Raw genomic sequence first — 21,929 nt, forward strand, 5'->3', positions numbered from 1 at the left:
ACCGATGTCGTTTCCCCTGCTGACAGCGACGGCCGCGCTCCCGGCGATCGGCGCGATCGTGACGGCCGCCGTCCCGGCGGCCCGCAGCCGCCCCGGCGGCGACGGCCCGCGGGGCTCCGGCACGGCCAAGGTCGTGGCGCTGCTCTTCTCCGTGGCCACCTTCGTCCTCGCCATGACGGTCCTGGTCCGCTTCGAGCCGGGCGGCGCCCGCTACCAGCTCACCGAGGCCTACGACTGGATCCCCGCCTTCGGCGTCCGCTACGAACTGGGCGTCGACGGCATCGGGGTGGCGCTGATCGCGCTGACCGCCCTGCTCATCCCGTTCGTCATCCTGGCGGGCTGGCACGACGCGGACAGCCTGGAGAACAGCTCCAAGCGGTGGCGCCCCACCCAGGGCTTCTTCGCGCTGATCCTCATGGTCGAGGCGATGGTGATCCTCTCCTTCGAGGCCACCGACGTCTTCCTCTTCTACCTCTTCTTCGAGGCCATGCTCATCCCGATGTACTTCCTCATCGGCGGCTTCGGGGACCGGGCGAGCGGCACCGACGAGGCACAGGCCGCCACCCAGCGGTCGTACGCGGCCGTCAAGTTCCTCCTCTACAACCTCGCCGGCGGCCTGATCATGCTGGCCGCCGTCATCGGGCTGTACACGGTGGCGGGCAGCTTCTCGCTCAGCGAGATCGCCCAGGCCCGGGCCGACGGCACGCTGGAGATGGCCACCTCCACCGAGCGGTGGCTCTTCCTCGGCTTCTTCTTCGCCTTCGCGATCAAGGCCCCGCTCTGGCCGCTGCACACCTGGCTGCCCAACGCCATGGGTGAGGCCACCGCCCCCGTCGCGGTCCTCATCACGGCCGTCGTCGACAAGGTCGGCACCTTCGCGATGCTCCGCTTCTGCCTCGGCCTCTTCCCCGAGGCCAGCAAGTGGGCGACACCGGTGGTCCTGGTCCTCGCCCTGGTCTCGATCATCTACGGCGCGCTGCTCGCCGTCGGCCAGCGCGACATCAAGCGGCTGGTGGCGTACGCCTCGATCTCGCACTTCGGCTTCATCATCCTCGGCATCTTCGCCATGACCAGCCAGGGCCAGTCCGGCGCCACCCTCTACATGGTCAACCACGGCCTGTCGACGGCGGTGCTGATGCTGGTCGCGGGCTTCCTGATCTCCCGCCGGGGCTCGCGCCTCATCGCCGACTACGGCGGGGTCCAGAAGGTCGCCCCGGTCCTCGCCGGGACCTTCCTGGTCGGCTCGCTGGCGACGCTCTCCCTGCCCGGACTCGCCCCGTTCGTCAGCGAGTTCCTGGTCCTGGTCGGCACCTTCGCCCGCTATCCGGTGATCGGCATCATCGCCACCGTCGGCATCGTGCTCGGCGCGCTCTACACCCTCGTGCTCTACCAGCGCACCATGACCGGCCCGGTCAAGCCGGTCATCTCGAAGATGCCTGACCTCAAGGTGCGGGAACTGGCCGTCATCGCCCCGCTGATCGCGCTCCTGCTCTTCCTCGGCGTCTACCCGAAGCCGCTGACGGAGCTGGTCGACCCGGCGGTGAACCACACCCTCTCCGACGTACAGCAGAAGGACCCGAAGCCCGACGTGGAGGCGGCCAAGTGAACGCAAACGCCGTCCACACCCTGTGGACAAGCGCGGCGGCCGACCCGATCTCCAAGATCCCGTCGCCGACCATCGAGTACGCCCAGCTCGCCCCCGTGATGATCGTCATCGGCGCGGCCGTCATCGGCATCGTCGTGGAGGCGTTCGTCCCGCGCCGTGCCCGCTACCACGTCCAGCTCTGGCTGACCGTGGCGGCGCTCGGCGCGGCCTTCGCCTCCGTCGTCGCCCTCGCGGTCGGCGGGTACGGCACCACCAAGCAGACCAGTATCGCCATGGGCGCCCTCGCCGTGGACGGGCCCGCCCTCTTCCTCCAGGGCGTCATCCTGCTCTCCGGCGTGCTGGCCGCCTTCACCTTCGCCGAGCGCCGCCTGGACCGGGCGCACGGCAAGCGCGTCGACTCCTTCGTGGCGCAGGCCGGTGCCGTCCCCGGCAGCGAGGCCGAACAGGCCGCCGTCAAGGCCGGGTTCGCCACCACCGAGATCTTCCCGCTGATGCTCTTCGCGGTCGGCGGCATGATCGTCTTCCCCGCCGCCAACGACCTGCTGACGCTCTTCATCGCGCTGGAGGTCTTCTCCCTCCCGCTCTACCTGATGTGCGCCCTGGCCCGCCGCAGGCGGCTCATGTCGCAGGAGTCGGCGGTCAAGTACTTCCTGCTCGGCGCCTTCTCCTCCGCCTTCCTCCTCTTCGGCATCGCCCTGCTCTACGGCTACGCGGGCTCCGTCTCGTACGCCGTGATCGCCGACGTGGTCGACGGCACCCTGATCACCTCGGACCCGGTCCTCGCCGAGACGATGGGCAACGACGCGCTGCTCCTCATCGGCATGGCCCTGGTCCTGATGGGCCTGCTCTTCAAGGTCGGCGCTGTCCCCTTCCACATGTGGACGCCCGACGTCTACCAGGGCGCCCCCACCCCGGTCACCGGCTTCATGGCCGCCGCCACCAAGGTCGCCGCCTTCGGCGCCCTGCTGCGGCTGCTCTACGTGGTGCTGCCCGGCATGCGCTGGGACTGGCGGCCGGTGATGTGGGGCGTGGCCATCGCCACCATGGTGGTCGGCGCGATCGTCGCCGTCACCCAGACCGACGTGAAGCGGCTGCTGGCCTACTCCTCGGTGGCGCACGCGGGCTTCATCCTCGCCGGTGTGATCGCCGCCAGCCCGGCCGGGATCTCCTCCGTCCTCTTCTACCTCGCCGCCTACTCCTTCGTGACCATCGGCGCCTTCGCCGTCGTCACCCTGGTGCGGGACGCCGGGGGAGAGGCCACCCACCTCTCCAAGTGGGCGGGGCTCGGACGGCGCTCCCCGCTGGTCGCCGCGGTCTTCGCGGTCTTCCTGCTGGCCTTCGCCGGGATCCCGCTGACCAGTGGCTTCTCCGGCAAGTTCGCGGTCTTCTCGGCGGCCGCCGAGGGTGGGGCCGGGGCGCTGGTCATCATCGGTGTCCTCTCCTCCGCCGTCGCCGCCTTCTTCTACGTCCGGGTGATCGTCCTGATGTTCTTCAGCGAGCCGCGCGCCGACGGGCCGACCGTCACCGTGCCCTCGCCGCTGACCATGAGTGTGATCGGCGTCGGCGTCGTGGTCACGGTGGTGCTGGGGGTGGCTCCGCAGTACTTCCTGGACCTGGCCGGGCAGGCGGGGGTCTTCGTCCGCTGACCCTGGGGGCGGGTGTCCGCGCCCGCCCGGACCGGGCCGCACCGCCCGGCTCCCGCGTCGCCGCCGCCCGAAGCGGCGGAACAGGCCCGCGCGCCCTTGTGGACAACTCCGTCACCCTTCCACCCACCCCGCGTTTCCGCAGTTCACCGACGGTGTGACCGAGGGACCTGTGGACAACTTCGTGGGCTGTCCCTCCGGCCCCCTACGCTGGAGGCAGCCTCAGAGACCACACGTGGTTCAGGGCGCCGCAGGGAGCGGATGGGCACGCGAGCGAGGGGCACGGGGCACGGAGCGATGAACGGAACGAGCGGCATGGCGAGCGGCACGACGGACAGCGGCACACCCGCGGAGACGGCCACCCCGGCCGGGGGCGGCACCCCCGCACACGGCGGGCCCGAGGGCTTCCCGGACGACCTCTTCGAAGGCAGCCCCTTCGAGGAGGACCCGTTCGGCGACGCCCCCTTCCCCGACGAGGAGTTCCCCGAGGACGGCCTCCGCGAGGAGCTCTCCGGCGCCTTCCCCGAGGGCGGTGGCGAGGCCCCGGGCCACGACCGCCGGGACGCGCTCGCCACCCTGCGCTCCGTCTTCGGGTACGACGCGTTCCGCGGTGACCAGGAAGCCGTCATCGACCACCTGGTGGCGGGCGGCGACGCCGTCGTCCTCATGCCCACCGGCGGCGGCAAGTCCCTCTGCTACCAGATCCCGGCCATGGTGCGCCCCGGCACCGGCGTCGTCGTCTCCCCGCTGATCGCCCTCATGCAGGACCAGGTCGACGCCTTGCGCGCGGCCGGGGTCCGGGCCGGGTTCATCAACTCCACCCAGGACTTCGAGGAGCGCCGTCTCACCGAGGCCGAGTTCCTCTCCGGCGAGCTGGACCTGCTCTACCTCGCCCCCGAGCGGCTGCGCGTCGACGCCACCCTCGACCTGCTCTCCCGCGGCAAGGTCTCGCTCTTCGCCATCGACGAGGCGCACTGCGTCGCCCAGTGGGGCCACGACTTCCGCCCGGACTACCTCACGCTCTCCGTCCTCGGCGAGCGCTGGCCGGACGTCCCCCGGGTCGCCCTCACCGCCACCGCCACCGGCGCCACCCACCAGGAGATCACCCGCCGGCTCCACCTGCCGGACGCCAAGCACTTCGTCGCCAGCTTCGACCGGCCCAACATCCAGTACCGGATCGTCCCGAAGAACGACCCGAAGAAGCAGCTCCTCACCTTCCTCAAGGAGGAGCACCCCGGCGACGCGGGCATCGTCTACTGCCTCTCGCGCAACTCCGTGGAGCGCACCGCCGACTTCCTCCGCGACCACGGCGTCCAGGCCGTGCCGTACCACGCGGGGCTCGACGCCCGGACCCGCGCCACCAACCAGTCCCGGTTCCTGCGCGAGGACGGCCTGGTCGTCGTCGCCACCATCGCCTTCGGCATGGGCATCGACAAGCCCGACGTCCGCTTCGTCGCCCACCTCGACCTGCCGAAGTCCGTCGAGGGGTACTACCAGGAGACCGGCCGCGCGGGCCGCGACGGCCGCCCCTCCACGGCCTGGATGGCGTACGGCCTCCAGGACGTGGTGCAGCAGCGCAAGCTCATCCAGAGCGGTGAGGGCGACGAGGCGTTCCGGCGCCGCGCCCAGTCGCACCTGGACGCGATGCTCGCCCTCTGCGAGACCGCCCAGTGCCGCCGCGCCCAGCTCCTGCGCTACTTCGGCCAGGAACCGACCGGCGAGAAGTGCGGCAACTGCGACACCTGCCTGGTCCCGCCGGAGACCTGGGACGGCACGGTCGCCGCGCAGAAGGCCCTCTCCGCCGTGGTCCGCCTCAAGCGCGAGCGGAACCAGAAGTTCGGCACCGGCCAGATCATCGACATCCTGCTGGGCCGCAAGACCGCGAAGGTCATCCAGTTCGACCACGACCAGCTCTCCGTCTTCGGTGTCGGCCAGGAGCTGACCGAGGGCGAGTGGCGCGGGGCCGTGCGCCAGCTGCTGGCGCAGGGGCTGCTCGCGGTCGAGGGTGAGTACGGCACGCTGGCCCTGACCGACGAGGCGGGCGAGGTGCTCGGTGGCCGCCGCGAGGTCCACTTCCGCAAGGAGCCGAAGAAGGCGCCCGCCGCCCGCTCCGGCAAGTCCGGCTCGGCCGCCGGCTCGGGCAAGCGCGGCAAGGCCGTCGTCGACCTCCCCGAAGAATCCCTCCCGGTCTTCGAGGCCCTCCGCGCCTGGCGCGCCGCCCAGGCCAAGGAGCAGGGCGTCCCCGCGTACGTGATCTTCCACGACGCGACCCTCCGCGAGATCACCGCCGCCCGCCCCACCACCCTCGACGCCCTCGGCCAGATCGGCGGCGTGGGCGACAAGAAGCTCCAGAACTACGGCCCCGGAGTCCTGGCCACCCTGGCCGAACAGGGCATCGGGGAAGGCTGAGGGCTCTCCCGGCCCGCCAGGCATCTTGTACGCGCGGCCGGGCTGCGGAAGCTCAGCGCACATCGCAGCCCGGCCGGCGCTTGAGACAAGCGCTCAGACAGAGGGCACGATCGTGCCCCTCACCTCGCCGAGCCCCACCGGAACCCCCTCAGCCCCGGGCGCCCAAGCCCGAAGCACGACCTCGTCCCCGTCCTCCAGGAAAGCCCGCTTCCCCCCGGCCAGCTCCAGCGGCCGCTCCCCGTTCCAGGTCAGCTCCAGCAGCGAGCCCCGCTCGCCCTCCTCGGCCCCGCTGACGGTTCCCGACCCGTAGAGGTCACCGGTCCGCAGCGACGCCCCGTTCACCGTGGTCTGCGCCAGCATCTGCGCGGCGGTCCAGTACATGGTCGTGAACGGCGGCTCGGAGACGACCTCGCCGTTGATCTCCACGCTGATCCGCAGGTCGTACCCGCCGGGCTCGGCTGAGGAGTCGTCCAGGTACGGCAGCAGCGCCTCGTCGCGGGCGGGCGGCACGACCCGCGCCGTCTCCAGGGCCTCCAGCGGCGTCACCCACGCCGACACCGAGGTGGCGAAGGACTTCCCGAGGAAGGGGCCGAGCGGCACGTACTCCCAGGCCTGGATGTCGCGTGCGGACCAGTCGTTGAGCAGGCAGAGCCCGAAGACGTGGTCGCGGTACGACCCCAGCGGCACCGGGCTCCCCTGCGCGGAGGGGACGCCGACGACGAAGCCGACCTCCGCCTCGATGTCCAGCTTCACCGAAGGCCCGAACACCGGCGCCGGGTCGGCGGGCGCCTTGCGCTGCCCGCTCGGGCGCACCACCTCCGTGCCGGAGACGACCACGGTCCCCGAACGGCCGTGGTAACCGATGGGCAGGTGCTTCCAGTTGGGGGTGAGCGGGGTGGGGGAGTCGGGGCGGAAGATGCGGCCGACGTTGGAGGCGTGGTGTTCGCTGGCGTAGAAGTCGACGTAGTCGGCGACCTCGAAGGGCAGGTGCAGGCCGACCTCGGTGAGCGGGTGGGCGTGGCGCTCCACGGCGGGGCGGAGCGCCGGGTCGGTGACCCAGGTGGTGAGTGCCGCGCGCACCGCGGACCAGGTTTCGCGGCCCGCGGCCAGCAAGGGGTTCAGTACCGGCTGGGCCAGCAGCTCCGCGTGGGGGGAGTCCAGCTCCGCGGCCAGCGCGCCCGCGTCCAGGACGTGGTCGCCGAGGCGGACTCCGATGCGTCGCGGGGCCCCGCCGGCCGGGGAGAAGACACCGTACGGAAGGTTGTGCGGTCCGAAGGGGTGGCCTTCGGGGAGGTCGAGCTCGGGCATCTGGGTGCGGCCTCGCTTTCCGTGCGATCGGTGGTGAGCGCACGGGCGCACGTCCCGGGTCGGGCGCTGCGCGCCTGCCGTGCGCTGGGCCACACGTTACGTCCGCGGTCCGGCAGGTGGGGAGGGCCGGGCTCGGCCAAGCCTGCTGGCCCGCCTGGGGCCGGCGAGCCTCAGACGCCGGCCGGGCTGGGTTTGGCTGAGGTCCGGTCTACGTGTGCCGGTTCGTGCTGGCCAAGCGCCGGCCGGGCTGGGTGTGGGCTGGGATCCGGCTGTCCGGTGCCGGTCCACGATGGCCTCAAGTGCCGGCCGACCCTCAGCCCGGCCGACCCCCAGCCTGGCCGACCCCAGTCCGGCACACCCCCAGTCCGGCACATCCCCAGTCCGGCACATCCCCAGTCCGGCACACCCCCAGTCCGGCACACCCTCAGCCCGGCACACCCTCAGCCCGGCCGGCGCTTGAGGCCATCTTTGACCGGCGGCGGGCTGCCGAAGCCCGGCCAAACCTCAGCCCGGCCGGCGCTTGAGGCCACCTGGTACCGGCGGCGGGCTGCCGAAGCCCGGCCAAACCCCAGCCCAGCCGGCGCCTGAGGCACGCCCACTCCCCCCGAACGGGGTGACCCACAACCCAGCCCCGCGCAGCGGCACCCAACCCCCAGCCCCGCCAGGGAAATCCGGGCATGCCGGGGTGGCGCATGCCAGGGGCTTATCTCCGTATCGTGGGGATCATGGCCCTCCCCTCCGCACACCCGTCCCCCGCGCCCGCCCCGGCCCCGACGGCACCTCCCCCTCTCCGCCCCCAGGCGGGGTGCGTCCCCCGCCAGGCGATCCCCCCGGAGCGAGGCCGTCCGGAGGGCGAGCGGCGGACGTACGCCCTGGTCGCCACCGACCTGGACGGGACGCTGCTGCGTGCCGGGGACCAGGTCTCGGCGCGTACGCGCGCCGCGCTGGAGCTGGCGCGGGGCGCCGGGGCCCGGCACATCGTGGTGACGGGCCGGCCCGTGCCGGGGGTGCGGGGGCTGCTGGCCCAGCTCGGGTACGACGGGATCGCGGTGTGCGGCCAGGGCGCCCAGGTCTACGACGCGGCGAGCGGCCGCATGCTCAGTGCCCTGACCCTGGACCGGGAGACCGCCGCCACCGCGCTCGGCAAGATCGAGGCGGAGACGGGCGCCGTCTTCGCCGCCGTGGACCAGGACGGCACCGACGGCCACACGCTGATCGAGCCCGGTTACCGCATGGCCCACCCGACGCTCCCCGCCCGCTCGGTGCCGCACCGCGACGCCCTGTGGGAGCGGCCGATCGCCAAGGTCCTGGTCCGCCACCCGGAGCTGACCGACGACGAACTGGCCGCCGCCGCCCGCTCGGTGGTGGACGGCCTGGCCACGGTCACGATGGCGGGTCCCGGCACGGTCGAGCTCCAGCCGCTCGGCGTCACCAAGGCGACCGGCCTCGCCCGGGCCGCCGCCCAGCTGGGCCTAGGCCCCGCCGACACCCTCGCCTTCGGTGACATGCCGAACGACGTCCCGATGCTCCAGTGGGCCGCCCACGGCGTCGCCATGGCCAACTCCCACACCGAACTCCTCGCCGTCGCCGACGAGATCACCGCCAGCAACGAGGAGGACGGCGTGGCGGAGCTCCTGGAACGCGTCTACGGCTGAGCGTCGGGCCCGGCCGGGACCGGGCTCAGTCCAGCACGCCGCTCTCCGGTACCGCCACCTCGCAGGCGTCGCAGAGGGTGAGCCAGAGGCGGCGGGTGCGGCGGAGCCGGGCAGGGGCCGCGCACCGTTCGCAGAGGCTCTCGCTCCGGGCCGTGGTGGCGTCGAGTATCTCGTGCAGCCGGGCGTGCTCCTCGCTGGTCCAGCTCCGCTCGCCGGGCCGCCAGGGCCGCGGGAAGGCCTGGAAGGAGAGCCGCCCGTACTTCTGCTTCACCACGAGGAGTTCGTACGCGGGGAACTCGGCGGATATCCGGCGGTGGCAGCCGAGTACCAGGCGCCGCCAGCCCGGGCCTATCGCGAACCGCTGGCCCGGCGTGCGCAGTCGGGGCCTGAGCACGTCGAGCGCCGAGGCCGGGGGCGGGGCGGGCGGACCGGTCGCCTCGTCAGGACCGGGCGGCTGGTGTCCCAGTACCGTCATCCCTGCCTCCTCCGGGCATCGCGCCGCCGTCACACCCGGACGGCATGTGCGGGACATCACTCGATGACAGTGTGCACGGTGCTTGACGCGGCCGGAGGACCGGGGCTCGATCCGGACCCCGGACGGCCGGGAACGGGCGGTATGGTCCCCATCCGGGCGGCCTTCGGGCACCCCGGGCCCACGGCGCCGCCGTCCCGGGTCTCGCGCCCCGGCGGGGAAGCCGCCTGTTCACGCCGTACCGGAGCGAGCCGTGCGGCCCCCTCCGCCTGAGAGGAGCCCCGGTGTCCGAGCGAGGGGAATCAGCCGTTCCCAGCGGGAACCGGCCGCCCGGCCCCTGCCCGCCCGCCGTCTGGATCGGCGGCCCGCCCGGCGCGGGCAAGAGCACCCTGGCCCGGGCGCTGGCCCACCGCCGGGGCCTGCGGCTCTACCAGAGCGACACCCTGACCTGGGAACACCGCGACCGCGCCCTCGCCGCGGGCCACCGGGCCGCCACCCGCTGGGAAGCGCTCAGCCCGGGCGAGCGCTGGTCGGGACCGCCCGCCGGACTCCTCGCCATGTCCCTGCACCAAGAACGGGGCGCGATGATCGCCGACGACGTACGGGCACTGGGGCGCGGCCCGCTGACCGTCGTGGAGGGGACGCCGGTCACCCCGGACACCGTGCCGGACCCGGCCCGCGCGGTCTGGTTGATGCCCTCCCCGGAGCTGCAGCGCCGACGGCTCGCCGAGCGGGGGCTGCCCGCGGGCGTCCACGAGCTGTACACGCTGCTCCTCGCCGACCTGGACGCCCGCATCACGGCCCACGGCGTCGCCGACCGCGTCATCACGGTGACGCCCGAGGCCACTCCGGCCGCGACCCTGGCCACCGCCGAAGCCCTCCTCGCCGGACCTCTGGCCGAAGGCCCGGCCGCCCGTACCCCGCTTGAGCGCCAGGCCCGGCGCCGCGCCGCCAACGAGGCCGTGGCCGCCCAGTACCGCGCTTACCTCGCCCGCCCCTGGACCACCGGCGACCCGGCGACCGTGCCCGTCACCTTCACCTGCGAATGCGCCGACCCGGCCTGCACCGCCGGGGTCACGGCCCCCCTCGGCACCTTCCCGCCCGCCGACGGGGCCCCGCTGCGACGCCACTGACCGCGCCCGCCCGGGCCGTCCGGCCGCTACCCGGCCGTACGCGGAATCCGGCGTTCCCAGGTCCGGTGGAAGATGACCTCGCCCCCCTCCGAGCAGGTCAGCTCGTTGGTGGTGAGGAAGTCCCCGGCGTCGCAGGTGATCTCCGACCGGGTGCGGACCTCGGTGTCCCAGGCCAGCTCGGGCCGCCGCAGCCGGACCGTCCAGGAGGAGCGGGTGGCGGCGCTGAGCGGGTCGTTGTCGGTGATCGTGTACTGCTCCAGGGCGTCCTCGTGGAATTCGAGGCCGTCGGGGTAGATCCGGGTGCCGCCGTACCGGGGGTCGACGTCCAGGCGCCAGGTCCCGGCGGCCACGTCGTGGACCACGAGCCGTTCGGGCCGCTGGCCGGCGGGGTCCTCGGGCTCCGGGTAGACCACGGCGAGCGATTCGGCCTGCTCCGGCTCGGCGAAGGCGATGGTGGCGTCCAGCGCCCGGTCCCCGGCGCCGCGCACCGGCAGTTCGAGGCCGCTGCCCGCCGGGTCGAGGGTGAACCCCTCCTCGGAGCCGGGCTGCGGCCAGATCCACGGCCAGTACGCCGAGGAGACGGCGAGCCGGATGCGGTGGCCGGGCGGGAAGGCGTGGCCGATGCCGTTCAGCTCGAAGGTGATGTCCTCGGTGTCGCCGGGCTTCCAGGGGGCGACCTTGTCCCGGCCGTACCGGGAGGAGAGGTTGAGGACGCCCCGGGTGACCAGGGTCGAGGAGCCGTCCGGCGCGACGTCGCAGAGCCGGGCGACGACCTGGCCGCGCGCGGTCGGGCTGGTGAGGCGGAGCCGGACCCGGGGGCGGCCGAGGATTTGGAGCCGCTCGTCGACGGCGAACTCGAAGGCGACCGAGTTGGCGTCCTCCTCGCGCTGGTCGGGCGGCAGGTCGGCGTCGTTGCCGAACGGGAAGAAGCGCCCGGCGGCGAGTCCGGTGTGCTGCGGCGAGCGGACCTGGAGCGGGTCGCCCTGGAAGGCGTACTCGACCGGGGTGACGAACGGGGAGGGCCAGGCGGGGTCGCCGACCCAGTGGCCCTCCAGCTCCGGGTAGACGGTGGCGGGCGGGTGGGACTCGCTGATCCAGGAGCGGAGCTTCGGCTCGTTCATGACGCCGCTGTCCTCGCCCTTGAGGTGCTGGTCCCACCAGCGCAGCGTCTCCTGGAGGAAGCCGATGGCGGGCCCGGGCGGCAGACCCCGGTCCGGGTACTGGTGCGACCAGGGGCCGATGAGGCCGCGTACCTGGTCGTCGGGGAGGTGGCGGACCAGCCGCAGCACGGTGTCCCGGTACGGGTCGTGCCAGCCGCCGACCGCCAGCACCTTCGCCTTGATCGCCGAGTAGTCCTCGCTGACGCTGCCGTGCCGCCAGTAGGCGTCGCGGGTCTGGTGGTCGAGCCAGGTGTGGATGAACGGGTCGACCGCCTCCAGCCGCTTCAGCCACATCTCGCGCCAGTCGGTTCCGACGAACTCGGGGTCCGGCGGGCGGGAGACGAAGGCCAGCATGGTGGAGGCCCAGGCGTGCATGTCGACGGCGAGGACGGAGCCGCCCATGTAGTGCACGTCGTTGTCGTACCGGTCGTCGGCCGAGCAGACGGTGACGATCGCCTTGAGCGGCTCGGGGGCGAGCGCGGCGATCTGGAGCGAGTTGAAGCCGCCCCAGGAGATGCCGAACATGCCGACCTTGCCGTTGCACCAGGGCTGCTCGGCGAGCCAGTGCACGACCGCGACGCCGTCGGCCAGCTCGGTGGCGTCGTACTCGTCGCCGGGCAGCCCCTCGCTGTTGCCGTGGCCGCGCACGTCGACGCGGACGGAGGCGTAGCCGTGGCCCGCGTACCAGGGGTGGCGCTGCTGGTCGCGCGGGGCGGTCCAGTCGCTGAGCCGGTACGGCAGGTACTCCAGGAGCGCGGGGACCGGCTCGTCGGTGACCGGCCGCCAGATCCGGGCGTACAGGTGGGTGACCTCCAAGCCGTCGGCTCCGGGACGGCCGGTCGGCAGCGGGATGCGGACGTCCTCGCGGATCGTCCGGTACGGCTGGCCGGTGGCGATGTGCAGCGACATGGCGGGGGACCTCGCAGTGGGGGTGTTCGCGTGGGGGGCGCGGGTCAGCGGACGGGGTGCATGGTGCGGCGCAGCCACGGGGCGGCGGCGATCACGGCGAGACCGGCGACGACGGCGATGGCGCCGTTGACGCCGAAGTAGGCGGCGTTGGAGACCTGGCCGTAGAGCCGCACCACCTGGGACTGGATGCCGTTGGCGGCGGCCAGCGAGAGGAACCAGAGCGCCATGGTCTGGCTGGAGAAGGCGGCGGGCGCCAGCTTGGTGGTGGCCGACATGCCGGAGGTCTCCAGCAGGATGTCGCCGAGCCCGAGCAGCAGGTACGAGCCGACGATCCACCAGGCGGCCATGCGGTAGGTGTCGTCGGCGTGGCCGGAGGTCGGCACCACCATCAGCAGGAAGGAGAGACCGCCGAGGATCACACCGAAGGCGATCTTGTTGGAGGCGTGCGGCTGGCGCGTCCCCATCCGCGCCCAGACGGCGGCGACCACCGGGGCCAGCAGCACCTCGAAGGCGCCGAGCGCGGAGGCGTACCAGCTCGCCGGGAAGGTGAAGCCGAGGATCTCGGTGCGGGCGTTGGTGGACGCCAGCAGGATCATCGTGGAGTACGCCTGGAAGAGGATGAAGTTGAAGACCACCGAGGCGAGGAAGAGCACGATGTACGGGCGGAGCCGGCCGCGTTCCTCGGCGGTGACCCGGGGGCTCTTGAACATCACCCAGAAGTAGGCGACCGGTGCCACCACGGAGATCAGGGTGAGCGCGTCCACGAACCCGCTGAGGGTGAGCCATCCGGCGAGGCTCAGCAGCGCGGCGACCACGGCGACCGCGACCAGGCCGCCGACGATGTAGCGGACGGCGCGGCGCATCGCGGTCGGGGGCAGCGCGTACTCGGCGGCGTGCTTGCGGCCCGCGAGGCGGTTTCGGCCCAGCACGTACTGGACGAGGCCGAGCGTCATGCCGACGGCGGCCGCCGAGAAGCCCCAGTGCCAGCCCTGGTGCTCGCCGAGCCAGCCGGTGATGAGCGGGCCGAGGAAGGCGCCGATGTTGATGCCCATGTAGTAGAGGGCGAAACCGGCGTCGCGGCGCTCGTCGTCCGTCCGGTAGAGCTTGCCGACCATGGTGGCGACGTTCGGCTTGAGCAGGCCGGTGCCGGCGCTGATCAGGCCGAGTCCGGTCCAGGTCATGGCGTCGGTGGGGACGGCCATGGAGTAGTGGCCGGCCGCGATGAGGATGCCGCCCCAGAGCACGGCCCGGTAGGAGCCCAGCATGCGGTCGGCGAGCCAGCCGCCCGCGACCGAGACGAGGTAGACCATCGTGCCGTAGGCGGCGGAGACCGAGGCGGCGGTGCCCGGGTCCATGCCCATGCCGCCGCCCGCGACCGTGTCGGCGAAGAACAGGACGAGGATCGCCTGCATGCCGAGGAAGGAGAACCGCTCCCAGACCTCCAGCCCGGAGAGGGTCGCGAGCCCCCTCGGCTGGCCGAAGAAGGCCGTGTCGTCCTGCGGCGGCGGCGCCTCCTCGGGTGTCGGCTTGTCGTCGGCCACGGCCGGGGGCCGCTTGTCAGGTTCGTCTGCTGTGTTGCTGCTGGGCACGTCGCCTGCTTCCGCTCGTACGGGCAGCCAGGGCCGGGCGGTGCGGCCTGGGCTGCGTGCCAGGGTGGCAAACGGGGTGAAGGGCGGAGGGAAGGGGGTCGTGGGCGGACCGTGTGGCCGGTGCGGTAGCGCGGGGCCATTTGTGAACATACCGGTCACCGCTCCTCGGCGCCCGGGGGGCGGCGCGGGCGCGTCCCGGCCGGTCCGTGGACGAGGCGTGAGGGGTGATTCGACGGGCAGGCGCTCACGGTGATCGAAAGCGGACCGGATACGCTGACGTGAGCGCCGACGGCGACACATCGACAAACACTGGTGTTCGATCGACAATCGCCAGCGGCGCCGGGAGGACCGGTGCCACCGGCGGACCGGACCGACCGGGCGATCCGGGCACCATCAGCAGACAGGAGACCCCCTCGTGACCGTCGTCGGGCCGTTCGGGCTGAGCGTGCGGGACCAGGCACTCGAAGCCGATGTCCAGGCGGGAATGACGGCTGTCGAGGCCGGTCTCCTGGAGGCCACCAAGAGCGAGGTCCCCTTCATCACGGACGCCGCGCAGCACCTGGTGAAGGCGGGCGGCAAGCGCTTCCGCCCCCTGCTGGTGATGCTCGCCGCGCAGTTCGGGGACCCGGACGCCCCGGGCATCGTCCCCTCCGGCGTGGTGGTGGAGCTGACCCACCTGGCCACCCTGTACCACGACGACGTCATGGACGAGGCCGAGGTGCGCCGCGGGGTGGCCAGCGCCAACGTCCGCTGGGACAACTCGGTGGCCGTCCTCACCGGCGACTTCCTCTTCGCCCGCGCCTCCCACATCCTGGCCGACCTCGGCCCCGAGGCCGTCCGCGTCCAGGCCGAGGCCTTCGAACGGCTCGTCACCGGCCAGATCATGGAGACCGCGGGCCCGCGCGACGGCCGCGACCCGGTCGACCACTACCTCGACGTCATCGGCGGCAAGACCGGCTCGCTGATCGCCGTCGCCGGGCGGTTCGGCGCGATGATGTCCGGCGCCGACGAGCGCGTCGTCGACATCCTCACCCAGTACGGCGAGCGCCTCGGCGTCGCCTTCCAGCTCGCCGACGACGTCCTCGACATCGCCAGCGACAGCCACGAGTCGGGCAAGACCCCCGGCACCGACCTCCGCGAGGGCATCCCCACCCTCCCGGTCCTGCTGCTGCGCGACCGGGCCCGCCGCGAGTCCCGCCCCGAGGACCTCGCCCTGGTCGCCCTCCTCGACTCCGACCTCACCGACGACGCCCGACACGCCGAGGCGCTCGCCGCGATGCGCGCCCACCCGGCGCTGGAGCAGGCCCGCCGCGAGACCGTCCGGTACGCCGAGGAGGCCCGCGCCGCCCTCACCCCGCTCCGCGAGTGCCCGGCCAAGGCGGCCCTGATCGAACTGTGCGACGCGGTGGTGCACCGCGCGGGGTGACGCCCCGTCGGCGCGCGCGCCGTGGGTACGCTCCCGGGCGCACCGCCCGCCCGCCGGGGTGCGCCCCCTACGGGTCGGCCCCCAGGGCCCCCCTCCACCGTCATCCTCCAGCGGTACACCGGGTTGAGCCCCGGGGCTGACGCTTGTCGCGCCCCCTTTTGGTCAGATGGTGGAAGACCGCTCCTTGCCCCGACCGGGTGAGCGCGCCAGGCGCCGCAGGGCGCGAGCGGACCCGAGTACCACCGCGACCACGGAGGAAGCGCCATGGCACCGAACGATTCCGCTACGAGCACCCCGGCACCCGACGCCAAGCGCCGGCCCGGCCGGCTCGCCGCCCGGTACGGCGTCCCGGTCGCCGTCATCGGCGTGGCCGCCGCCACCATCGGCCTGGTCCCCGCCCTCGCCAGCTCCGGTGACCCGGAGCTGCCCGAGGTCACCGCCCAGGAGCTGGTCGAGAAGATCGCCGCCTCGGAGACCGACCAGCTCTCCGGCACCGTCAAGGTCTCCGTCGACCTGGGCCTGCCGTCCTTCGGCGGCCTCGACCTCTCCTCCCTCGCCGACAACCTCGGCGGCGAGGGCAAGGGCGGCTCCACCGCCACCCCCGAGGAGAAGCTGACCTCACTCGCTTCCGGCACCCACACCCTGCGCGTCGCCGCCGACGGCCCCGACCGCCAGAAGCTCACCTTCGTGGACGCCGGCGACGAGTACAGCGTCATCCGCGACGGCGACCAGCTCTGGGCCTACGACGGCTCCACCGGCGAGGCCCTGCACTCGAAGGGCGAGGGCAAGGGCAAGGGCGACCGCCCGGCCGACGACCACGTCTCCGGCATGTCCCCGAAGGAGCTCGCCACCCAGGCACTGGACGCGGCCGACGAGACCACCCGCGTCACCGTCGACGGCACCACCACCGTCGCGGGCCGCGACGCCTACCAGCTCGCCCTCACCCCCAAGGACTCCGGCTCCACCGTCAAGGCCGTCCGCATCGCCGTGGACGCCGAGACCGGCACCCCGCTGAAGTTCACCGTCGCCCCGGCCGACGGCGGCAAGGCCATCGTCGACGCGGGCTTCTCCAAGGTCGACTTCACCCGCCCGGCCACCGGCACCTTCGCCCCGCCGAAGGACGCCAAGATCACCGAGTCCGACGACCTCGCCCCCGGCAAGACCGCCCCCGGCAAGGACGGCGAGCACGGCAAGGCACCCGAGGACGCCGAGGCCGCGCTCAACTCCCTCCCCGGCCCCTTCGCCGACCTCGCCTCCGCCGACGGCACCGAGGTCCACGGCAAGGGCTGGGCCTCGGTCGCCGAACTCACCTTCCCGAAGGGTGAGGGCCTCCCCGGCCAGGGCGCCGACTCCGGCTCCGGCGACACCGGCGGCCTCTCCCTCGACTCCCTCGGCAAGCAGGTCAAGGGCGACTTCGGCACCGGCACCCTCTTCTCGACCCGCGTCGTCAACGCCCTCGTCACGGAGGACGGCCGCGCGTTCGTGGGGGCGGTGACGCCGGAGAGGCTGGTGGAGGTGGCGGGGAAGTAGGGCCTTCTCTCCTGACACCGGGCCCCCGGGTCCGCCCGCGAGAGCGGCGCGGCCCGGGGGCCCTCGCATGTCCCGCCGAGGGATGGGGGAGGGGGCGAACCAGATCCTCTGCGACGTGTCGACCGGTGCGCAGGCGCGGAGGACGGGCCGGAGTGGGATCCGCCGGTCCGAGGAGCTCACCCTTCCGGGGCGGCCGGGGCGGACCTCGCCTCTGCCCGGGCCGACCTCTCCAGCAGGAAGGCCTGTTCGGGGTCGGTTGCCGCCAACGCCATCGCCCCCCCGTTATGCGGCCGCCGCCTCCCCATACCGTCCCAGCCGCTCCAGCAGCTCCCCCCGGGCCGCCGCCCAAGGGTGGTGGCGGCGCAGGGAGGGCTCGTCGGCGAGGGTGTCGAGGAGGGCGAGGCCTGCGGCGGGGCCGTCGCGCAGGGCGACGGCGATGGCGCGGTTGAGGGTGACGGCGATCGGGCGGACGACGACGGCCCCGCCGTACTGCGAGCCGGGGCAGCGCGCGGCCCAGTCCAGGGCGGCGTCGAGGTCGGGTACGTCGATGACGAAGAAGCCGCCGAGCAGCTCGCGGCCCTCCGCGAACGGCCCGTCGGCCACGGTGCGGCGGCCGTCGCGGCCGACCTGGACGGTGGTGGCCGTGACCAGGTCGGTCAGCGATTCGCCGGAGACGTGGACCCCGGCCTCCCGGGCCTCCTTCTCGTACGCCATCCACTCGCTGGGGTGGCACTCCTCGGCGCTGCCGTCCTCGGCGGCCGAGGCGGCGTGGATGAGCATCAGGTACTTCATGGCGGTACTCCTCGAGGCAGGGCTGGTCCGGCGCGGACGGCAGGTGCCGTGCGGCTCCGGGACGGTGCGAGGTGCGCCGTCACCCAGGCGACGAACGGCACGGGCACGGATCGACAGGGGCCGCGGTTCTTTCGGAGGGGCTGGTAGACGTACGTGGCCGGGCCGGAAGCCCTACTGCACGCAGAACTCGTTCCCCTCCGGGTCCCGCATGACCACCCACGTGCCGCCCGGCTCCGCCACCTCCCGCACCACGGTCGCGCCGAGCCCGGTCAGGCGTTCCATCTCGGCGTCGCGGCGGCCCTCGCCCGGATGCAGGTCCAGGTGGAGGCGGTTCTTGCCGGACTTGGGCTCGGGGACGCGCTGGAAGAGGATGCGGCGGCCCGAGCCTATGCCCGTCTGCTCGTCCACCGGGTCGTCGGGGTGGCGTACGGCGATCAGGTCGCGCCAGGCGCGGCGGCCCTGGAACTCCACGGCGGCCTCCTCGGGCGCGGCGCCGAGGTCGAGGACACGTTCGATCAGGGCGTCGTTGTCCTCGATCGCGTAACCGAGCGCCTCGGACCAGAAGAGGGCCTGGGCGTGCGGGTCGTGGGCGTCGATGACGAGTTTCCAGTGCACAGGAGTGGTCGCGGAAGTCATGGGCTCATTCAAGCGTCGGGGGGCGTGGTGGGGCGGGTGAACGCGGCGAACGGGCGGCTTGCCCGGGCGCGGCGCGTGCGCGGGGGTGCGGCCGATCGGTGCGGGTGAGCCCGGGGTACCGGTCCGGCAACCGTCGTGGAGGGTCCGGGCGGAGGTCGGGGGCGACGGTGTCGGTGGCGAGCGCGGGTGCGGGCGGGGCGGCGGGGCAACGCCGGTGGGGGTGGCCGATGACCGTGGTCGCCAACCTCTGCCTGGGCGTGATCGGGATCTTCCCCTTCTTCCTCCTCACGCTGTTCCTCTCCAACCTCGGCCTCACCGGCGGTGAACCGGCCGCCGACGGAGCCCTGCTCCGCTGGGCGCTGGTCGTCACCCCGCTCACCGTCGGCTTCTGCGCCCTCTGGTACGCGGTCAACCGAGGGCTCCGCCATCTCCCCGCCCCGGCGCACACCCGGCGCCACTGGGGGCTCGCGGTGCTGCTGACCAGCGCCCCCGCGCTCTCCCTGCCGGTGGGGGCGCTGGTCAGAGGCTCCTTCTGAGGCCTCAGCCCAGCCCGTTCACCCGGTCACCTGGCCACCCGGCCGCCCGCCAGCTCCAGCCGCTGCCCGGCGAACCGCTCACGGAACCGCCGGTCGTGCGAGACCACGACGACCGCGCCCGCGTACGCCTCCAGCGCCTCCTCCAACTCCTCGACCAGGGTGAGCGAGAGATGGTTGGCCGGTTCGTCCAGGACGAGCAGGTCGGCGGGGCGGGAGACCAGCCGGGCCAGCGAGAGCCGCCGCCGCTGGCCCGCCGAGAGCGAGGGCACCGGCACGGCCAGGTCCTCCTCGCGGAAGAGGCCCAGCGCCAGCAGCTCGGCCGCGTACTCGTCCGGGTGGCCCGGGCGTCCCGCCGCGTACGCCGTGAGCAGCGGCACCGCCGCCGGGCCGACGGCCAGTTCCTGCGCCAGGTGGGCGATGCGGGCGCCCGGGGCGCGGGCGACCGTCCCCGCGTCAGGGGTGAGGACGCCGGACAGCACCCGGAGCAGGGTGGTCTTGCCCGCGCCGTTCGGGCCGGTCACCAGCAGGCGGCCACCCCGGTCGACCTGGAGCGCGTCGACGCGCAGGCGGTCGGCGACGCGTACGCCGCTGAGGGTCAGCAGGGGTGCGGCCGGAGGCCCCGCTGACTCCGGCCGCTCGGCCGTCTCGGTGTGCGCGGTGAGGGTGGCGCGGAAGCGGAGCGGCTCGGGCGGGGGCGGGACCGGGGCGGCCTGGAGCCGGGCGAGGCGTTCGCGGGCGGCCCTGACCTGCCCGGACAGCTTGTTCTCCGAGGAGCGGCGGTGCTTGCCGAACCCCTCGCCCGGGTCGCGGCCGGTGGTGGCGAGGCGGTGGCCGGCCGCGGCGACCAGCTCCTCGGTCCGGGCGACCTCGGCCACGTACTCCTCGTACTCCTGGGCCCGGCGACGACGGGCGGCCGCCTTGGCGCGGCGGTAGCCCGGCCAGCCGTCGCCGTAGCGGGTGACGGCGCGGGTGTCGCGGTCGACCTCCAGGATCGTGGTCGCCACCCGCTCCAGGAAGGCGCGGTCATGGGTGACGGTGACGAGGGTGCCGCGGTGGGCGCGGAGGCGGTCGGCGAGCCAGTCGGTTGCGCGGTCGTCCAGGTGGTTGGTGGGCTCGTCCAGGAGCAGCAGCTCCGGCACGGCCGCCAGCACGCAGGCCAACGCCAGCCGCGACTGCTCACCGCCGGAGAGCGAGCCGAGGACGCGGTCGCGGCCGAGGTGGCCGAGGCCCAGGTGGTGCAGGGCGGCGTCCACGCGGGAGTCGGCCTGGTAGCCGTCGCGGGCCTCGAAGGCGGCGAGCAGTTCGCCGTACTCCTCCAGCTCGCGCTCCCCGGCCTCGCCGAGCCGCTCTCCGGCCTCCTGGAGCCGGGACTCCAGCTCCCGCAGGTCGGCGAGGGCGTCGTCCACGGCGTCCTGGACGGTGAGGTGCGGCGGCAGGTCGAGGGTCTGGCGGAGGTGGCCGGTGCCGCCCGGCGAGACGACGGTGACCTCGCCGGAGTCGGGCCGCTCGGCCCCGGCGATCAGCTTGAGCAGCGTCGACTTGCCCGAGCCGTTCTCCCCGATGACTCCGGCGCGCTCACCGGGGCGGACGGTCAGCGAGACCTGGTCGAGGACGGCCCGCTCGCCGTACGCCTTGGAGACGTCTTTCAGGGCGAGCTGGGCGGTGCGGGCGGGGGCGTGCGGGAAAGGGGTGCGCGAAGGCATGGATATCCCTGGGATGCGTACGGACCGTGGGCGCGGAAGAGCGCGTTCCGGCGTGCCCGGGCAGACCGACGGCCGTCCTCGCCGCACAGGGCGGCGTCGGGCGATCGGCTCAGCTCAAGGGCGCGGAACGCGCTCGCGCTCAGCGGAAGTAGTAGTACGAGTACGTACGCATGCGGTCAGGCTAACCGGACGGGCGCGGCGGCGGCCAGCCGATTACGCGGGAGCGGCGCCCGGCCGGTCAGGAGCGGGGGGCGGGGTCCTCGGGGGCGGTCGCGGCCACGGTCTCGGGGCCGGGGGCGGCCTCGACGGATGCGGCTGCCTCGTCCGGCGCGGGCTTCGGGAGCTGGGCCGCCAGCTCGGCGGCGCGGGCCCGGTTGCGGTGGGCGGTGCGGAAGGCGTCCCAGGTCAGCAGGGCCAGGGCCAGCCACACCAGGCCGAAGCCGGCCCAGCGCTCCGGGGGCATCTCCTCCTTGAAGTAGAGGATGCCCAGGACGAACTGGAAGACCGGTGCCAGGTACTGGAGCAGCCCCAGCGTGGAGAGCGGGACCCGGATCGCCGCCGCGCCGAAGCAGACCAGCGGCACCGCCGTCACCACACCGGTCAGCGCCAGCAGCACCGCGTGCCCGCCGCCCTCGGTGCCGAAGGTCGCCTCGCCGCGCGAACCGAGCCAGAGCAGGAAGCCGAGCGCCGGCAGGAACTGGATCGCGGTCTCGGCCGCAAGCGACTCGACCCCGCCGAGATTCACCTTCTTCTTGACCAGGCCGTACGTCGCGAAGGAGAAGGCCAGCACGAGGGAGATCCAGGGCGGCTGCCCGTAGCCGAAGGCGAGGACCAGCACCGCGGCGAGGCCGGTGCCGACCGCCGCCCACTGGACGGGGCGCAGTCGCTCCTTGAGCAGCAGCACACCCATGGCGATGGTCACCAGCGGATTGATGAAGTAGCCGAGCGACGCCTCGACCACGTGGTTGTTGTTGACGGACCAGATGTACAGGCCCCAGTTGACGGTGATGACCGCCGCGGCGACCGTCACCAGCCCGAGCCGGGCAGGCCGGCGTATCAGCTCCGCCGCCCAGCTCCACCGGCGCAGCACCAGCAGCGCCACCCCGACCACGGCCAGCGACCAGACCATGCGGTGGGCCAGGATCTCGCCCGCCCCGGCGGGCTTCAGCAGCGGCCAGAAGAGCGGCACCAGGCCCCACATGCTGTACGCGGCGATGCCGTTGAGCAGCCCGGCCCGGCCGGAAAGGGCGCCGGTGCCGTCCTCGGGGACGGACGGTGCGGGTGTGGTGGACGACGACGGCTTCACGGGCCCCTCCAGCGGCGACGCGGCCGACTGTCCAGCACGGCCCTGAGCCGAAGATAACGCCGCCCGGCCCGGGCTGTCATGTCCGTATCGCGATACGGTCCTGACACCCTGGGCCG

16 protein-coding genes are annotated in these 21,929 nt (G+C 73.5%); 8 read left to right on the forward strand and 8 right to left on the reverse strand.

The annotated features are described in order from the left end of the window. Positions 1-4 precede the first annotated feature (4 nt). The 3 genes from ACFWMZ_RS03270 to recQ all read left to right on the forward strand — a co-directional run bounded on the left by ACFWMZ_RS03270 (position 5) and on the right by recQ (position 5,658). Positions 5-1,606: an NADH-quinone oxidoreductase subunit M gene (locus tag ACFWMZ_RS03270; RefSeq protein ID WP_383172627.1), complete on the forward strand. Its 1,602-nt coding sequence runs from the start codon at positions 5-7 to the stop codon at positions 1,604-1,606. Further along, positions 1,603-3,252 (forward strand): NADH-quinone oxidoreductase subunit NuoN, encoded by a 1,650-nt coding sequence (gene nuoN / locus ACFWMZ_RS03275; protein ID WP_383172625.1) that lies wholly within the window; start codon positions 1,603-1,605, stop codon positions 3,250-3,252. Before ACFWMZ_RS03270 ends, nuoN begins: the two co-directional genes overlap by 4 nt. Before the next feature lie 294 nt (positions 3,253-3,546). After that, the gene (recQ, locus tag ACFWMZ_RS03280; RefSeq protein WP_383172623.1) at positions 3,547-5,658 is read left to right on the forward strand and encodes a DNA helicase RecQ; all 2,112 of its coding nucleotides are present in this window, start codon (positions 3,547-3,549) and stop codon (positions 5,656-5,658) included. 93 nt (positions 5,659-5,751) lie between these two features. Here recQ and fahA read toward each other — a convergent pair whose 3' ends face one another. Next, positions 5,752-6,966, reverse strand: coding sequence for a fumarylacetoacetase (fahA, locus tag ACFWMZ_RS03285; RefSeq protein WP_383172621.1), 1,215 nt, complete (start codon positions 6,964-6,966; stop codon positions 5,752-5,754). A 725-nt stretch (positions 6,967-7,691) separates the two neighbouring features. Between fahA and ACFWMZ_RS03290 the strand changes: the two genes are divergently transcribed. Next, a complete protein-coding gene (locus ACFWMZ_RS03290) occupies positions 7,692-8,621 on the forward strand; it encodes an HAD family hydrolase (RefSeq protein ID WP_383199335.1) in 930 nt (309 codons plus the stop codon). Positions 8,622-8,646: 25 nt separating this feature from the next. Here ACFWMZ_RS03290 and ACFWMZ_RS03295 read toward each other — a convergent pair whose 3' ends face one another. Next, positions 8,647-9,096 carry a hypothetical protein gene (locus tag ACFWMZ_RS03295; RefSeq protein WP_383172617.1) on the reverse strand — a complete coding sequence of 150 codons (450 nt, stop codon included), beginning with the start codon at positions 9,094-9,096 and terminating at the stop codon, positions 8,647-8,649. Between the two features lie 281 nt (positions 9,097-9,377). Between ACFWMZ_RS03295 and ACFWMZ_RS03300 the strand changes: the two genes are divergently transcribed. Further along, the gene (locus tag ACFWMZ_RS03300) at positions 9,378-10,226 is read left to right on the forward strand and encodes a hypothetical protein (protein ID WP_383199336.1); all 849 of its coding nucleotides are present in this window, start codon (positions 9,378-9,380) and stop codon (positions 10,224-10,226) included. A 26-nt stretch (positions 10,227-10,252) separates the two neighbouring features. Here the strand turns inward: ACFWMZ_RS03300 and ACFWMZ_RS03305 are convergent, their stop codons facing one another. Together ACFWMZ_RS03305 and ACFWMZ_RS03310 are read right to left on the reverse strand one after the other, a co-directional pair. Beyond that, a complete protein-coding gene (locus ACFWMZ_RS03305; protein WP_383199338.1) occupies positions 10,253-12,295 on the reverse strand; it encodes a CocE/NonD family hydrolase in 2,043 nt (680 codons plus the stop codon). 44 nt (positions 12,296-12,339) lie between these two features. Continuing rightward, positions 12,340-13,836 carry a peptide MFS transporter gene (locus ACFWMZ_RS03310; RefSeq protein WP_383172747.1) on the reverse strand — a complete coding sequence of 499 codons (1,497 nt, stop codon included), beginning with the start codon at positions 13,834-13,836 and terminating at the stop codon, positions 12,340-12,342. Between the two features lie 463 nt (positions 13,837-14,299). Between ACFWMZ_RS03310 and ACFWMZ_RS03315 the strand changes: the two genes are divergently transcribed. Together ACFWMZ_RS03315 and ACFWMZ_RS03320 are read left to right on the forward strand one after the other, a co-directional pair. Further along, positions 14,300-15,310, forward strand: coding sequence for a polyprenyl synthetase family protein (locus ACFWMZ_RS03315; RefSeq protein WP_383172606.1), 1,011 nt, complete (start codon positions 14,300-14,302; stop codon positions 15,308-15,310). 264 nt (positions 15,311-15,574) lie between these two features. Then, entirely contained in the window at positions 15,575-16,840 is a 1,266-nt protein-coding gene (locus tag ACFWMZ_RS03320) for an outer membrane lipoprotein carrier protein LolA (RefSeq protein ID WP_383199340.1), read from the forward strand. A gap of 282 nt (positions 16,841-17,122) precedes the next feature. Here ACFWMZ_RS03320 and ACFWMZ_RS03325 read toward each other — a convergent pair whose 3' ends face one another. Next, on the reverse strand, positions 17,123-17,632 hold the full coding sequence (locus ACFWMZ_RS03325; protein WP_383199343.1) for a YciI family protein: 510 nt from the start codon (positions 17,630-17,632) through the stop codon (positions 17,123-17,125). A 171-nt stretch (positions 17,633-17,803) separates the two neighbouring features. Next, positions 17,804-18,268, reverse strand: coding sequence for a VOC family protein (locus ACFWMZ_RS03330; protein WP_383172597.1), 465 nt, complete (start codon positions 18,266-18,268; stop codon positions 17,804-17,806). Between the two features lie 227 nt (positions 18,269-18,495). On the opposite strand from ACFWMZ_RS03330, the gene ACFWMZ_RS03335 reads away from it, so the two are divergent. Further along, the gene (locus ACFWMZ_RS03335; RefSeq protein ID WP_383199345.1) at positions 18,496-18,804 is read left to right on the forward strand and encodes a hypothetical protein; all 309 of its coding nucleotides are present in this window, start codon (positions 18,496-18,498) and stop codon (positions 18,802-18,804) included. 26 nt (positions 18,805-18,830) lie between these two features. On the opposite strand, the gene abc-f is transcribed toward ACFWMZ_RS03335, so the two are convergent. Together abc-f and rarD are read right to left on the reverse strand one after the other, a co-directional pair. Then, positions 18,831-20,507, reverse strand: a complete 1,677-nt coding sequence (abc-f, locus tag ACFWMZ_RS03340) for a ribosomal protection-like ABC-F family protein (RefSeq protein WP_383199347.1) — start codon at positions 20,505-20,507, stop codon at positions 18,831-18,833. Between the two features lie 238 nt (positions 20,508-20,745). Continuing rightward, a complete protein-coding gene (gene rarD, locus ACFWMZ_RS03345; RefSeq protein WP_383199349.1) occupies positions 20,746-21,813 on the reverse strand; it encodes an EamA family transporter RarD in 1,068 nt (355 codons plus the stop codon). Positions 21,814-21,929 lie beyond the last annotated feature (116 nt).

It is taken from the genome of Streptomyces sp. NPDC058373, assembly GCF_042723275.1.
Taxonomy (GTDB): Bacteria; Actinomycetota; Actinomycetes; order Streptomycetales; family Streptomycetaceae; genus Streptomyces.

Coding starts and splice junctions, on each gene's coding strand:
- ACFWMZ_RS03270 (WP_383172627.1), top strand. CDS start 5: ATGTCGTTTCCCCTGCTGACAGCGACGGCCGCGCTCCCGGCGATCGGC.
- recQ (WP_383172623.1), top strand. CDS start 3,547: ATGAACGGAACGAGCGGCATGGCGAGCGGCACGACGGACAGCGGCACA.
- fahA (WP_383172621.1), bottom strand. CDS start 6,966: ATGCCCGAGCTCGACCTCCCCGAAGGCCACCCCTTCGGACCGCACAAC.
- ACFWMZ_RS03290 (WP_383199335.1), top strand. CDS start 7,692: ATGGCCCTCCCCTCCGCACACCCGTCCCCCGCGCCCGCCCCGGCCCCG.
- ACFWMZ_RS03295 (WP_383172617.1), bottom strand. CDS start 9,096: ATGACGGTACTGGGACACCAGCCGCCCGGTCCTGACGAGGCGACCGGT.
- ACFWMZ_RS03305 (WP_383199338.1), bottom strand. CDS start 12,295: ATGTCGCTGCACATCGCCACCGGCCAGCCGTACCGGACGATCCGCGAG.
- ACFWMZ_RS03320 (WP_383199340.1), top strand. CDS start 15,575: ATGGCACCGAACGATTCCGCTACGAGCACCCCGGCACCCGACGCCAAG.
- ACFWMZ_RS03325 (WP_383199343.1), bottom strand. CDS start 17,632: ATGAAGTACCTGATGCTCATCCACGCCGCCTCGGCCGCCGAGGACGGC.
- ACFWMZ_RS03330 (WP_383172597.1), bottom strand. CDS start 18,268: ATGACTTCCGCGACCACTCCTGTGCACTGGAAACTCGTCATCGACGCC.
- ACFWMZ_RS03335 (WP_383199345.1), top strand. CDS start 18,496: ATGACCGTGGTCGCCAACCTCTGCCTGGGCGTGATCGGGATCTTCCCC.
- abc-f (WP_383199347.1), bottom strand. CDS start 20,507: ATGCCTTCGCGCACCCCTTTCCCGCACGCCCCCGCCCGCACCGCCCAG.